Annotated in this window: 14 protein-coding genes; 13 read left to right on the forward strand and 1 reads right to left on the reverse strand. The window is 55.7% G+C overall.

Annotated features, from left to right (window positions below):
* Nucleotides 1-2: 2 nt before the first annotated feature.
* From yceG to ptsG, 5 genes are all read left to right on the forward strand, one after another.
* Complete coding sequence (yceG, locus tag VPX56_RS08890) at nucleotides 3-1,025, forward strand: cell division protein YceG (protein ID WP_131634294.1); 1,023 nt, start codon at nucleotides 3-5, stop codon at nucleotides 1,023-1,025.
* A complete protein-coding gene (gene tmk, locus VPX56_RS08895) occupies nucleotides 1,015-1,656 on the forward strand; it encodes a dTMP kinase (RefSeq protein ID WP_131634295.1) in 642 nt (213 codons plus the stop codon). Before yceG ends, tmk begins: the two co-directional genes overlap by 11 nt.
* Nucleotides 1,653-2,657 carry a DNA polymerase III subunit delta' gene (holB, locus tag VPX56_RS08900; RefSeq protein WP_326471196.1) on the forward strand — a complete coding sequence of 335 codons (1,005 nt, stop codon included), beginning with the start codon at nucleotides 1,653-1,655 and terminating at the stop codon, nucleotides 2,655-2,657. The genes tmk and holB overlap by 4 nt, the downstream gene beginning before the upstream one ends.
* Before the next feature lie 10 nt (nucleotides 2,658-2,667).
* Nucleotides 2,668-3,462 carry a metal-dependent hydrolase gene (locus tag VPX56_RS08905; RefSeq protein WP_131634297.1) on the forward strand — a complete coding sequence of 265 codons (795 nt, stop codon included), beginning with the start codon at nucleotides 2,668-2,670 and terminating at the stop codon, nucleotides 3,460-3,462.
* Between the two features lie 298 nt (nucleotides 3,463-3,760).
* Entirely contained in the window at nucleotides 3,761-5,194 is a 1,434-nt protein-coding gene (gene ptsG / locus VPX56_RS08910) for a PTS glucose transporter subunit IIBC (protein ID WP_131634298.1), read from the forward strand.
* Between the two features lie 166 nt (nucleotides 5,195-5,360).
* Here the strand turns inward: ptsG and fhuE are convergent, their stop codons facing one another.
* A complete protein-coding gene (gene fhuE, locus VPX56_RS08915; protein WP_326471199.1) occupies nucleotides 5,361-7,577 on the reverse strand; it encodes a ferric-rhodotorulic acid/ferric-coprogen receptor FhuE in 2,217 nt (738 codons plus the stop codon).
* Nucleotides 7,578-7,929: 352 nt separating this feature from the next.
* Here fhuE and hinT point away from each other — a divergent pair, with 352 nt between their 5' ends.
* The 8 genes from hinT (at nucleotide 7,930) to VPX56_RS08955 (ending at nucleotide 14,002) form a co-directional block, all read left to right on the forward strand.
* Complete coding sequence (hinT, locus tag VPX56_RS08920; protein WP_006809243.1) at nucleotides 7,930-8,289, forward strand: purine nucleoside phosphoramidase; 360 nt, start codon at nucleotides 7,930-7,932, stop codon at nucleotides 8,287-8,289.
* A gap of 1 nt (nucleotide 8,290) precedes the next feature.
* Nucleotides 8,291-8,665, forward strand: a complete 375-nt coding sequence (locus VPX56_RS08925; protein ID WP_263609250.1) for a YcfL family putative periplasmic lipoprotein — start codon at nucleotides 8,291-8,293, stop codon at nucleotides 8,663-8,665.
* Between the two features lie 10 nt (nucleotides 8,666-8,675).
* Nucleotides 8,676-9,323 carry a penicillin-binding protein activator LpoB gene (lpoB, locus tag VPX56_RS08930; RefSeq protein WP_131634301.1) on the forward strand — a complete coding sequence of 216 codons (648 nt, stop codon included), beginning with the start codon at nucleotides 8,676-8,678 and terminating at the stop codon, nucleotides 9,321-9,323.
* Nucleotides 9,304-10,128 carry a thiamine kinase gene (thiK, locus tag VPX56_RS08935; protein WP_326471203.1) on the forward strand — a complete coding sequence of 275 codons (825 nt, stop codon included), beginning with the start codon at nucleotides 9,304-9,306 and terminating at the stop codon, nucleotides 10,126-10,128. The genes lpoB and thiK overlap by 20 nt, the downstream gene beginning before the upstream one ends.
* An 11-nt stretch (nucleotides 10,129-10,139) precedes the next feature.
* On the forward strand, nucleotides 10,140-11,165 hold the full coding sequence (nagZ, locus tag VPX56_RS08940; RefSeq protein ID WP_326471205.1) for a beta-N-acetylhexosaminidase: 1,026 nt from the start codon (nucleotides 10,140-10,142) through the stop codon (nucleotides 11,163-11,165).
* Between the two features lie 32 nt (nucleotides 11,166-11,197).
* Nucleotides 11,198-11,740 (forward strand): alpha/beta hydrolase YcfP, encoded by a 543-nt coding sequence (gene ycfP / locus VPX56_RS08945; protein WP_326471207.1) that lies wholly within the window; start codon nucleotides 11,198-11,200, stop codon nucleotides 11,738-11,740.
* A gap of 238 nt (nucleotides 11,741-11,978) precedes the next feature.
* Entirely contained in the window at nucleotides 11,979-13,283 is a 1,305-nt protein-coding gene (locus VPX56_RS08950; RefSeq protein WP_131634305.1) for an NAD(P)/FAD-dependent oxidoreductase, read from the forward strand.
* Between the two features lie 179 nt (nucleotides 13,284-13,462).
* Nucleotides 13,463-14,002, forward strand: coding sequence for a glycine zipper 2TM domain-containing protein (locus VPX56_RS08955; RefSeq protein WP_131634306.1), 540 nt, complete (start codon nucleotides 13,463-13,465; stop codon nucleotides 14,000-14,002).
* Nucleotides 14,003-14,043 lie beyond the last annotated feature (41 nt).

Consider the following 14,043-nt stretch of genomic DNA (forward strand, 5'->3'; position numbering starts at 1 on the left):
TCATGAAGAAAATGTTGCGCTTTGTCCTCCTTCTCATCGTCGTGCTGGTTATTGCTGGCGGAGCAGGAATGTGGAAGGTTCGCCAGCTGGCGGACAGTAAAATCCTGATTAAAGACGAGACGATTTTTACCCTTAAAGCCGGCACCGGGCGGATGGCGCTGGGCGAGCAGCTTTACGGGGACAAGATTATCAATCGTCCACGCGTATTCCAGTGGCTACTGCGCATTGAACCCGAGCTTTCTCACTTCAAAGCCGGTACGTATCGCTTCACCCCGGGTATGACGGTGAGGGAGATGCTGCAGCTGCTGGAAAGCGGTAAAGAAGCACAGTTTCCGCTGCGCTTTGTTGAAGGCATGCGCCTGAGCGATTACCTCAAACAGCTGCGCGACGCGCCGTATATCAAGCACACGCTGAAAGATGATAGCTATCAGACGGTGGCTGAGGTGCTGAAGTTCGAGCATCCCGAGTGGGTGGAGGGCTGGTTCTGGCCGGATACCTGGATGTACACCGCAGGCACAACGGATGTCGCTATCCTGAAGCGTGCGCACAAAAAGATGGTTGCGGCGGTGGAGTCTGCATGGAAAGGGCGCGCTGACGGCCTGCCGTATAACGATCAAAACCAGTTTGTGACGATGGCTTCCATCATCGAAAAAGAGACGGCGGTTGCGGCAGAGCGCGATCGGGTCGCCTCGGTGTTTATCAACCGCCTGCGCATCGGTATGCGGCTGCAGACCGACCCGACCGTTATCTACGGCATGGGCGAGAGCTACAGCGGCAAGATATCCAGAAAAGATCTGGAGACGCCAACGGCGTATAATACCTACGTGATTAGCGGTTTACCGCCGGGCCCGATCGCCACGCCGAGCGAAGCGTCGCTCAACGCCGCCGCGCATCCGGCTAAAACACCGTATCTCTATTTTGTGGCGGATGGAAAAGGGGGACATACCTTTAACACCAACCTTGCCAGCCACAATCGCTCTGTTCAGGACTATCTGAAGGCACTTAAGGAAAAAAATGCGCAGTAAATACATTGTCATTGAGGGACTTGAAGGGGCGGGTAAGACCACCGCCCGCAACGTGGTGGTCGATACCCTTAAAACGCTTGGCGTCGCGGAGATGGTTTTCACCCGCGAGCCGGGCGGTACTCAGCTGGCGGAAAAGCTGCGCAGCCTGGTGCTGGATATTAAATCCGTTGGCGACGAAGTTATCACTGACAAGGCAGAAGTGCTGATGTTTTACGCGGCGCGCGTGCAGCTGGTTGAGACGGTTATCAAACCGGCCCTGGCGGAAGGCAAATGGGTGATTGGCGATCGTCATGATTTGTCGACCCAGGCCTATCAGGGTGGGGGCCGTGGTATTGACCAGACCATGCTGGCCACGCTGCGTGATGCCGTTCTCGGCGATTTTCGTCCCGATCTGACGCTCTATCTGGACGTGACGCCAGAAGTCGGTTTGAAACGCGCCCGCGCGCGCGGCGAGCTGGACCGCATTGAGCAAGAGTCTTTCGACTTCTTCAATCGTACACGAGCACGCTATCTTGAACTTGCCGGTAAGGACCGCTCCATTCGCACCATCGATGCGACGCAATCCCTGGAAGACGTTACGCGGGATATTCAGCGTACCGTCATGCAGTGGGTAGAGGAGCAGCAGGCATGAAATGGTATCCATGGTTGCGCCCGCATTTTGAACAGCTGATCGGCAGCTATCAGGCCGGGCGGGGGCATCATGCGTTACTGATTCAGACGCTGCCGGGAATGGGTGATGATGCGTTGATTTACGCCATCACCCGCTTCCTGATGTGCCAGCAGCCGGAAGGGCACAAAAGCTGCGGTAAATGTCGCGGCTGCCAGCTGATGCAGGCGGGTACGCATCCTGACTACTACACGCTGGAGCCTGAAAAGGGTAAAAGCACGCTCGGGATTGACGCCGTGCGTGAAGTCAGCGAGAAATTATATGAACACGCGCGGCTGGGCGGTGCAAAAGTGGTGTGGCTGAAAGATGCGGCCATACTGACCGAGGCGGCGGCCAACGCGCTGCTGAAAACGCTGGAGGAGCCGCCGGAAAAGACGTGGTTCTTCCTGTCATGCCGTGAGCCCGGACGATTACTCGCGACGCTGCGCAGTCGCTGCCGTCTTCACCACCTTGCCGCACCTCAGGAAGCCTGGTCCCTGACCTGGCTTTCACGTGAAGTGACGGCGTCACAAGAAGCCATGCTGGCTGCGCTGCGCCTGAGCAGCGGTGCACCGGCTGCGGCGCTGGCTTTGCTGCAGAAAGACGTCTGGTCGCAGCGCGAGGCGCTCTGTCGGGCTGTTGAAACTGCACTGGACAGCGGTGACTGGCTGAGTGTGCTGCCTGCGCTGAACAGCGACCAGGCCGCAGAGCGTCTGCACTGGCTGGCCGCACTTTTGCTGGATTCGCTTAAGTTGCAGCAGGGAGCCACGCTGCTGAGCAACCCTGACGTTTGGCCCCTGGTGAATACGCTGGCGAACCGCCTGTCAGGTACTTCCCTGCGCGCAATCCTTCATGAGGTTTGCCATAGCCGCGAACAGCTCTTGAGCGTGACGGGGCTTAACCGCGAGCTTGTGCTGACCGATCGGCTGCTGAGTATTGAACACTATCTGCAACCCGGCGTAATACCGCCCGTTTCCCACCTCTGAGAGAGACATTATGTTTTTAGTCGACTCACACTGCCATCTTGATGGCCTGGATTATCAATCCCTGCATAAAAACGTGGACGATGTGCTGGCGAAAGCCGCCGCCCGCGATGTGAAATTTTGCCTGGCCGTGGCGACCACGCTGCCGGGCTATCGTGCCATGCGTGACCTGGTGGGCGAGCGCGATAACGTGGCGTTCTCCTGCGGCGTCCATCCGCTGAATCAGGATGAAGCCTACGACGTTGAAGACTTACGCCGCCTGGCGGCGGAAGAGGGCGTGGTCGCAATGGGTGAAACCGGGCTGGACTATTTTTACACGCCGGAAACGAAACCCCGCCAGCAGGAGTCCTTCCGCAACCATATCCGTATTGGCCGCGAGCTGAACAAGCCGGTTATCGTGCATACCCGTGACGCCCGCGCGGATACGCTGGCGATCCTGCAGGAAGAAAAGGTGACGGATTGCGGTGGCGTACTACACTGTTTCACAGAAGACAGAGAAACCGCGGGCAAGCTGCTTGATTTGGGCTTTTATATCTCGTTTTCGGGGATCGTGACGTTTCGTAATGCAGAACAGCTGCGTGATGCAGCGCGCTATGTTCCGCTCGATCGTATCCTGGTGGAAACCGACTCGCCGTACCTGGCGCCGGTACCGCATCGCGGTAAAGAGAACCAGCCAGCCATGACGAGAGATGTTGCAGAGTATATGGCCGTTCTGAAAGGCGTCAGCATCGATGAGCTGGCCCACATCACGACGGAAAACTTCGCAAATCTGTTCCACATCGACCCCGCCCGCCTGCAATCTGTCTGATACACCTGTTTTTTTTAGGCTCGTAATTAATAAGCAAAGCGAGTAAAGTTCACCGCCTCATTTGGGGCGGTGATGGTGTTTTTAGACACATCCAGACATCCTTTTTGTAAATTACTGAAAGTTTTTCGGCCGTCTTAAGCTGAAACGTGATAGCCGTCAAACAAACCTGGAGTGATTTATTTTACTCTGTGTAATAAATAAAGGGCGCTTAGATGTCCTGTCCACGGCGCGGTACTCCCCCCGAGCCAATGCGTGAAAAGCGTAAAAAAAGCACAAATACTCAGGAGCACTCTCAATTATGTTTAAGAATGCATTTGCTAACCTGCAAAAGGTCGGTAAATCGCTGATGCTGCCAGTATCCGTACTGCCTATCGCAGGTATCCTGCTGGGCGTCGGTTCTGCTAACTTCAGCTGGCTGCCAGCCGTAGTTTCCCACGTGATGGCCGAAGCAGGCGGTTCTGTTTTTGCTAACATGCCGCTGATCTTCGCTATCGGTGTTGCTCTGGGCTTCACCAATAACGACGGTGTATCTGCACTGGCCGCTGTTGTTGCCTACGGCATTATGGTGAAAACCATGGCTGTGGTTGCGCCGCTGGTTCTGCATTTACCGGCTGAAGAGATCGCTGCAAAACACCTGGCCGATACCGGTGTTCTCGGCGGTATTATCTCCGGTGCGATTGCCGCGTATATGTTTAACCGCTTCTATCGCATCAAGCTGCCTGAGTATCTGGGCTTCTTCGCGGGCAAGCGTTTCGTTCCGATCATCTCTGGTCTGGCAGCGATTTTCACTGGCGTGATCCTGTCCTTCATCTGGCCACCAATCGGTTCCGCCATCCAGACCTTCTCTCAGTGGGCTGCTTACCAGAACCCGGTTGTGGCGTTCGGTATCTACGGCTTCATCGAGCGTTGCCTGGTACCATTTGGTCTGCACCACATCTGGAACGTTCCTTTCCAGATGCAGATTGGTGAATTCACCAACGCAGCAGGTCAGGTATTCCACGGCGATATCCCACGTTACATGGCAGGCGACCCAACTGCAGGCAAACTGTCTGGTGGCTTCCTGTTCAAAATGTACGGTCTGCCAGCCGCTGCGATTGCAATCTGGCACTCTGCTAAACCAGAGAACCGTGCAAAAGTGGGCGGTATCATGATCTCCGCAGCGCTGACCTCGTTCCTGACCGGTATCACCGAGCCGATCGAGTTCTCCTTCATGTTCGTTGCGCCGATCCTGTACATCATTCACGCGGTACTGGCTGGCCTGGCGTTCCCAATCTGTATCCTGCTGGGTATGCGTGACGGTACGTCCTTCTCTCACGGCCTGATCGACTTTATCGTGCTGTCTGGTAACAGCAGCAAGCTGTGGCTGTTCCCAATCGTGGGTGCGTGCTACGCGGTTGCGTACTACACCATCTTCCGCGTGCTGATCAAAGCATTGGACCTGAAAACCCCAGGTCGTGAAGATGCGTCTGAAGACAGCAAAGCTGGCGCAACCAGCGAAATGGCTCCAGCGCTGATCGCAGCCTTCGGCGGTAAAGACAACATCACTAACCTGGACGCGTGTATCACTCGTCTGCGTGTGAGCGTTGCTGACGTCGCAAAAGTTGACCAGCCTGGGCTGAAAAAGCTGGGCGCAGCGGGCGTCGTTGTTGCAGGTTCTGGTGTTCAGGCAATCTTCGGGACTAAATCCGATAACCTGAAAACCGAAATGGATGAGTACATCCGCAACAACTAAGTTGTGATGTGGGGAGACTGAGGCAGCCGAATGGCTGCCTTTTTTATTGGGTGCGGTTCAGAGATCCGGACGACATTTGTAGGCCGGGTCAGGCGTAGCCGCCACCCGGCAAAAAGCGCGCACAAAAAAAAGGAGCCCTTCGGCTCCTTTTGTTACAACGGACAGCTTAGAAACTATAGGTTCCGCTCACGGAGAAGTTACGCGGTGCGCCATAAACGCCGTAGGTTCCCAGATAGTCATAGTACTCTTTGTCGAAGACGTTGTTCAGGTTGCCCTGCACCGAAAAGTTTTTGGTAACCTGGTAACGCGCAAACAGGTCGACAACGGTATACCCATCCTGAGCGATCTGCTTAACGCCCTGAGGCCCCGGCGTTTCAAAATCATACCAGGTTTTATTCTGCCAGCGAGCGCCGCCGCCAACCGCCAGTTCCGGCAGCATCGGCAGCTGATAGCGCGTAAACAGTTTAAGTGAAGTACGCGCCTGCTGTGGGTTCACCGCGTTACCGTCTTCATCTTCAGCAATGTAGCGGCTCCCGCCGAAGGTTAACTGCCAGTTGTCGGTCAGCGCGCCGTTCAGCTCGAACTCAATACCTTTACTCACGGTACCATCAATGGATTTATACGCCGTTTGACCGCCGGAGCCAGGAATAGTCGTGCCTGTTGAAACAGCCACGTTGTCTTGTTCGATACGGAATACCGACACTGTTGCGGTGAGGCGGGTGTTAAACCAGTCGCCTTTCACACCCGCTTCGTAGCTTTTGCCGGTCGTGGGATCGATGAACTTGCTGTTCACATCCCGCTGGCCGCTAGGCTGGAAGATGGAGGTGTAGCTGGTGTAGACGGACCAGGTATCGTCGATATCATAAATCAGCCCCGCATAAGGGGTGACGTCGTGGAATTTCGCGTTACGGATCTCATCCGGCTTGCGCTCAAGGTTGTATTTTGCGCTCCATTCGGTGTAACGCGCGCCCAGAATCAAATGCAGTGGGTCAGCAAGAGAGAGGCGGGTTGCGGCATACGCGGATTTTTGACGAATAACGTCGCGCTGGTAAAGCGCAAAATCCGACCAGGTTGGATTCGCCAGCTTACCGTTGTAGTCGTAAATGCTGCCGACATCCATCAAACCGTAGTTATCATTGACAGGATAGGAGTTGTCATAGCTATTACGCTGACGGCTGTAGCTCCCGCCCAACATCAGCTCATGCTGGCGACCCAGCAGATCGTATCCACCACGAACGAATGCGTCTACGGAGTCCTGCTTGCGTTCGCCGCGGTTCCATCCGCCCCATGCGCCCTGGAAGAGGGAAGCATCGTACAGGCCGGTTGCTTTGTCCGGATAACCATCAATGTACATCAGCTTGCTGTCGAAATTGGTTTCGGCATGCATGGCGTTAACCTTTGCCTCCCAGCCGTTGTCAAAACGCTGCGTCAGGTTGGCAAAGACCTTAGTGGAGTCCTGGTTCGAGTACGTCCAGTCGGCGGCGGTGTTAAAGCCGCGGCGGAAATCTGTTTTACTGCCGTCGCTAAACATCGAAGGGAAACCGCCCCAGGTAGGGCTATCCTCTTCGCTTTCCTGATAGTCATAGCCCACAGAAAGCGTTGTAGAGTCAGTCAGATCGGCATCGACAACGCCGTACACAAACTTCTTACGGTAGTGATTACGCTCAACCCAGGAGTCTTTATCCTCATAGCCCGTGATGACGCGACCGCGCACGTTGCCTGATTCGGTGAGCGGAGCCTGGAGATCCAGCACATAGCGCTGTTTATCCCAGCTGCCGTAGGTGGCGGATACCGAGCCCTTGAATGCTTTGCTGTCGGCGTGTTTGCGCACCATGTTGACGTAAGCAGAAGGGTTCCCCGTACCGCTCATTAAGCCTGCAGCGCCTCGAACCACTTCGATCTTATCGAAGATTGCGGTATCGCCCGCCGTATCACCAAAGTTCCAGCGGTTATCCAGGAACGTCGGCATATCCTCATAGGCAAAGTTACTGATGAAGAAGCCGCGTGCATAATAGTTTGTACGGCTGGTATCGATGCGGGATGCGCTCACGCCAGTCGTGTTATCCAGAACCTGCCCAATGGTGTTCAGCTCCTGGTCCTGCATACGTTGCTGGCTAATCACACTAACAGACTGCGGGATATCGCGTGGAACGAGTAACAGCTTGGTCCCGGTGGTGGTGGTTTTGACGCTGTAGTCTTGATCCTGTCCAGTGGAAGGATCCTGAGCGTTATCAAAACCGCCATCAACCACCACGGTATCTTCGTCAGCGGTGGCGGCGAAACTTACGGTTGGCGTCAATGCCATAGCAATACAGGCTGCCAGCAACGAAGGCGTTGCGACAGGCTGACGTTGCCCATCCCTGGTGTGATTAATGAAAGACATCATCAAACCCTTAATAATGGTGAAGGTTATATGCATCAGTCCCGCTAGCACGGGCTGAGGTCGTTTTCTATGTTAAAAATGCGCATGAAAATGCAAATGCGAAATATACGCATTGTGATTATCGCTGTAAACAGATGTGTCAGGCGGAACTGAAATATTGTTTCAGGGAAATCTGTTGCGGGAGCGGTCACTCTCCAGCCAGCTACTGGGCAAACAGGAAAGAAATCGTGGGAGAAGGTTGAAAGGACAGGAGAATCTCGCTCATACTCTTGAGTTATGTCACACGGTAATAAAGACAATGTGTGCTAATAGCGGACGCACCACGCCAGATTAATCAAAAAAGGAAAAGGTCATGGCTGAAGAAACCATTTTCAGTAAAATTATTCGCCGCGAAATCCCGTCGGATATTGTTTATCAGGATGAACTGGTGACGGCCTTCCGGGACATTTCCCCGCAGGCACCGACGCATATCCTTATTATCCCCAATATTCTGATTCCGACCGTGAATGACGTAAAAACTGAGCATGAAGTGGCGTTAGGCCGTATGCTGACAGTGGCCGCGAAAATTGCCGAGCAGGAAGGCATTGCTGAAGACGGTTACCGGCTGATCATGAACTGCAATCGCCACGGCGGCCAGGAAGTTTATCATATTCACATGCATCTGCTGGGCGGACGTCCTCTGGGACCGATGCTGGCACATAAAGGTCTTTAACATGCTTAAAGGGCGTATTGCGGCGCTGATAGTAACAATGACGATCGTTGGGTGCAGCGCACGTCCGGCGATCCCGGTCAGTGATGAACAAACGCTGGTAATGGAATCCTCCGTGCTGGCTGCGGGTATTACGGCGGAACAACCCGCATTGACCATCAGTGAAATCGAGTCTTCTGCCTCCTCTACGCTCTTTAACGAAAGACACGAACCCGTGACGGTGCACTATCGTTTCTACTGGTACGACGTAAGAGGTCTTGAAATGCACCCGCTTGAAGCGCCGCGCAGCGTCACCGTTCCGGCTGGAAAATCGGTAACGCTCTATGGCAGCGCCAACTATCTGGGTGCGCATAAGGTAAGACTTTATCTTTATCTCTAAGGGGTGAACCTTGATTAAAAATATGAGCCGCTATGCGCTCGTGACAGCTTTTGCACTGTTCCTTGCTGGGTGCGTGACGCGCACGGAAGAACCTGCACCTGTGGATCAGGCTAAGCCGGGGACGGAACAGCCGACGCAGCCAACGCAGCCGCAGCCAACCGTGCCGTCCGTACCGTCCATTCCGGCACAGCCTGGCCCGATTGAACATCCGGACCAGACGTCTCAGCCAGCACCACGCGTGCGTCATTACGACTGGAACGGCGCAATGCAGCCGATGGTGGGCAAAATGCTGCAGGCGCAGGGCGTAACGGCGGGTAGCGTCCTGCTGGTGGACAGCGTTAATAACCGCACTAACGGCTCCCTGAACGCCGGTGAAGCGACGGATACGCTGCGCAATGCGCTGGCAAACAACGGTAAATTCACGCTGGTTTCGACCCAGCAGCTGGCGGTCGCCAAACAGCAGCTCGGCCTGTCCCCGCAGGACAGCCTCGGTTCGCGCAGCAAGGCGATCGGTATCGCCCGTAACGTTGGCGCACAGTACGTGCTGTACTCTAACGCCACCGGGAACGTAAATACGCCAGCGCTGCAGATGCAGCTGATGCTGGTTCAGACGGGCGAAATTATCTGGTCGGGTAAAGGTGCCGTTACGCAACAATAACTGCACGCGCGACGAGATCCTGACGCGCTATTTTCCTCAGTATCGCCTTTTCGCGCCCCAAGCCCACGTCGGGCTTGGCGGCGCGAGCTGCATTATCGCGCAGGGCGAGCGCCGTCTGGTGCTGCGCCAGAATCACGATCTCAGCGCGCCCGCTTCCCACTTCCGCCGTCAGTATCGCGCTCTCAAACGTCTGCCGTCGGATGTCGTGCCGAAACCGCGCTTCTTTATGAAGGGCTGGATGGCCGTGGAGTATCTTGCGGGCGAGGTCAAAAGCGCGCTGCCGGACACGCCAACCCTCGCGACAATCCTGTATCATCTGCACCGCCAGCCGCGCCTGGGATGGCGAGTTAGGCTCCTTCCACTTCTGGAACAGTACTGGCAGCATGCCTCACCGGACAGGCGAACGCCCCTCTGGCTTGCTCAGCTTAAGCGGCTGCGCAAACGGGGAGAGCCGCAGCCGTTGCGGCTCTTGCCGCTGCATATGGATGTTCATGCCGGGAATATTGTTCATACGCCAACGGGCGTCAGGCTGATCGACTGGGAATATGCCGGCGATGGCGATGCGGCATTGGAGCTGGCTGCGGTCTGGGTACCGGATGAAGCCTCGCGCGAGCAGCTGGTTGTGGACTATGCCCGCCGATCGCAGATGGATCCCGCCATGCTGGCGCGTCAGGTCAGACGCTGGCAGCCGTGGGTGCTGATGCTGATGGCGGGCTGGTTTGAAATGCGCTTTGCGCAGTCTAAAGACAAACACTTTATTGCGCTGGCAGATAACGCCTGGCGTCAGTTACACATCAAAGGATAAGAGAGGTTCGTGTGGGTCCAGTCATGTTGGATGTCGAAGGGTTTGAGCTGGATGCGGAGGAGCGTGACATTCTGGCGCACCCGCTGGTAGGCGGACTGATTCTGTTTACCCGCAACTATCACGATCCGGAGCAGCTGCGCGAACTGGTTCGCCAGATCCGCGCAGCGTCGCGCAACCGTCTGGTGGTTGCCGTCGATCAGGAAGGCGGACGCGTTCAGCGCTTCCGCGAAGGCTTTACGCGGCTGCCAGCAGCACAATCCTTTGCGGCGCTGCTGGGTACGGAAGAGGGCGGCAGGCTGGCGCAGGATGCCGGCTGGCTGATGGCGAGCGAGATGATCGCCATGGATATCGACATCAGCTTTGCGCCGGTTCTGGACGTGGGGCATATCAGCGCCGCGATTGGCGAGCGCTCTTACCACGACGATCCGCGCATTGCGCTGGCGATGGCGACCCGCTTTATTGACGGTATGCACGATGCAGGCATGAAAACCACCGGCAAACACTTCCCGGGACATGGCGCCGTAACGGCCGATTCGCACAAAGAGACGCCGCGCGACCCGCGCCCTGAGGCAGAGATCCGCGCTAAAGATATGTCCGTGTTCCGCTCGCTGATAACCGATAACAAGCTGGATGCCATCATGCCGGCGCACGTCATCTATAGCGACGTGGACCCGCGTCCGGCCAGCGGCTCTCCGCACTGGCTGAAGACGGTGCTGCGCCAGGAGCTTGGGTTCAACGGCGTTATTTTCTCTGACGATCTGTCGATGGAAGGGGCGGCGATTATGGGCAGCTACGCGGAGCGCGGCCAGGCGTCGCTGGATGCGGGTTGCGATATGATCCTCGTCTGCAATAATCGTAAAGGTGCGGTCAGCGTGCTGGATAACCTGTCGCCGATCAATGCAGAGCGTGTTACACAATTGTATCATAAAGGTTCATTTAGCCGTCAGGAGCTGATGGACTCGGCGCGCTGGAAGACGATCAACGCCCAGCTTGAAGCACTGAATGAGCGCTGGCAGGCATACAAGGCCAGCCTGTAAACCCCCGGAAGGCGTAGCGTGGTGAGAAGACAATGATCATCTATTTACACGGTTTTGACTCAAACAGCCCAGGTAATCATGAGAAGGTGTTAAAGCTGCAGTTCATCGATCCGGATGTACGGCTGATAAGCTACAGCACGCGCCATCCGAAGCATGATATGCAGCATTTGCTCAAAGAAGTGGACAAGATGCTGCAGCTCAACGTCGACGATCGTCCGCTGATTTGCGGCGTCGGTCTGGGGGGATACTGGGCTGAGCGTATCGGTTTTTTATGCGATATGCGCCAGGTGATTTTCAACCCGAACCTGTTCCCGAATGAGAACATGGAGGGCAAAATCGACCGCCCGGAAGAGTATGCCGATATTGCCACAAAATGCGTGAGCAACTTCCGGGAAAAGAACCGCGACCGTTGTCTGGTGATCCTTTCCCGCAATGACGAAGCGCTCAGCAGCACCCGCGCCGCGGAACTGTTGCACCACTATTATGAAATTGTCTGGGACGAAGAGCAGAGCCACAAGTTCAAGAACATCTCCCCGCATCTGCAGCGCATTAAGGCCTTTAAAACGCTGGGCTAAGATCCGCACTGAAAATGTACAAGCCCGGCCGCGTAAGCGAGCCGGGCTTTCTTTTTGTCCAGAATTGTCTACTTTTAAGCCATCAAAACTTGATGCATATCAATTTTGGTATGACCAATGCGCCTGACGTGTTATTCTCAATTCACCTGAATGGTTTCAGTGCTGTAACCTGTTGTTAATTAAGGGTTATTTTTATAACTTTTAATTAACAATTGGTTAATAATTTGAGGGGGTCACGTTGACTACGCCATTGAAAAAGATAGTGATTGTAGGCGGTGGTGCTGGCGGGCTGGAGCTGGCGACACAGCTGGGCAAGAAGCTCGGTCGCGGTAAGAAAGCCAAAATTACGCTGGTGGATCGTAACCACAGCCACCTGTGGAAGCCGCTGCTGCACGAAGTGGCGACCGGATCTCTGGATGAAGGCGTGGATGCGCTGAGCTATCTGGCGCACGCGCGCAATCACCATTTCCAGTTCCAGCTGGGTTCCGTGGTGGACATCAACCGTGAAAGCAAAACCATTACCCTGGCCGAGCTGCGTGACGAAAAAGGCGAGCTGCTGGTGCCTGAACGCAAGCTGCCGTATGACACGCTGGTGATGGCGCTGGGCAGTACCTCTAACGACTTCAACACGCCGGGTGTGAAAGAGCATTGCATCTTCCTGGATAACCCGCACCAGGCGCGTCGTTTCCATCAGGAAATGCTGAACCTGTTCCTGAAGTACACCAGTAACATGGGCGCGAACGGCAAGGTGAACATTGCCATTGTCGGCGGTGGCGCGACGGGCGTGGAGCTGTCTGCCGAGCTGCACAACGCGGTAAAACAGCTGCACAGCTACGGTTACAAGGGCTTAACCAACGACGCGCTGAACGTGACGCTGGTGGAAGCGGGCGAGCGTATTCTGCCTGCACTGCCGCCGCGTATCTCTGGCGCAGCCCACAGCGAGCTGACCAAACTGGGCGTACGTGTTCTGACGCAAACCATGGTGACCAGCGCGGATGCCGGTGGCCTGCATACCAAAGATGGTGAGTACATCGAAGCAGACCTGATGGTCTGGGCGGCGGGTATTAAGGCACCTGACTTCATGAAGGATATCGGTGGCCTGGAAACGAACCGTATCAACCAGCTGGTGACCGAGCCGACGCTGCAAACCACGCGCGATCCGGACATTTACGCCATCGGCGACTGCGCGTCCTGCGCGCGTCCGGAAGGCGGATTTGTGCCTCCGCGAGCGCAGGCGGCGCACCAGATGGCAAGCCTCGTGCTGCACAACATTCTGGCGCAGAGCAAAGGCAAACCGATGAAGGCGTACGTCTATAAAGATCACGGCTCGCTGGTGTCGCTCTCTAACTTCTCCACCGTCGGTAGCCTGATGGGCAACCTGATGCGCGGATCGATGATGGTGGAAGGGCGCATCGCTCGCTTCGTGTACATCTCACTATACCGTATGCACCAGATTGCGCTGCACGGCTACTTTAAAACCGGCCTGATGATGCTGGTTGGCCGCATCAACCGCGTTATCCGCCCGCGCCTGAAGCTGCATTAATCCTCTCCCCCTCCGGGCTTCCGGAGGGGTTTTTAGCATATCGTGCTGCACATCGCCCATTGAGTGCTTAAGAGTTCTCTTAAATACAAATCCCCCCTCCGTTTTGATCCTTTATCTGATTGGCGAACACCGTCCTTCATTGCAAAATTGTTACCAATAGCAACAAAGGAGGAAGTCCCGTGAATAAATCAATGTTGGCGGGTATAGGGATTGGCGTCGCTGCTGCGTTAGGTGTGGCTGCCGTTGCCAGTCTCAACGTACTTGATCGTGGCCCGCAGTATGCGCAGGTTGTGTCCGCAACCCCGATTAAAGAAAGTGTTAAAACGCCGCGTCAGGAGTGCCGCAACGTTGCGGTGACGCACCGTCGTCCGGTTCAGGATGAAAACCGCATTGCCGGTTCTGTACTGGGTGCGGTAGCCGGTGGCGTCATTGGCCATCAGTTTGGGGGCGGCCGGGGTAAAGACGTTGCGACCGTGGTCGGCGCGCTGGGCGGCGGCTATGCCGGTAACCAGGTGCAGGGCGCGATGCAGGATAACGACACCTACACTACCACTCAGCAGCGCTGCAAAACCGTCTATGACAAGTCGGAAAAAATGCTGGGTTACGACGTAACCTACAAAATTGGCGACCAGCAGGGCAAAATCCGCATGGACAAAGACCCGGGCACCCAGATCCCGCTGGACAGCAACGGTCAGCTGATACTGAACAATAAAGTGTAAAAAAGCGGTTCTCTGAACTTAGCTCCTCAAGCGCTCAGGCT

It is taken from the genome of Enterobacter wuhouensis (assembly GCF_035835995.1).
In the GTDB taxonomy this organism is placed as follows: Bacteria; Pseudomonadota; Gammaproteobacteria; order Enterobacterales; family Enterobacteriaceae; genus Enterobacter; species Enterobacter wuhouensis.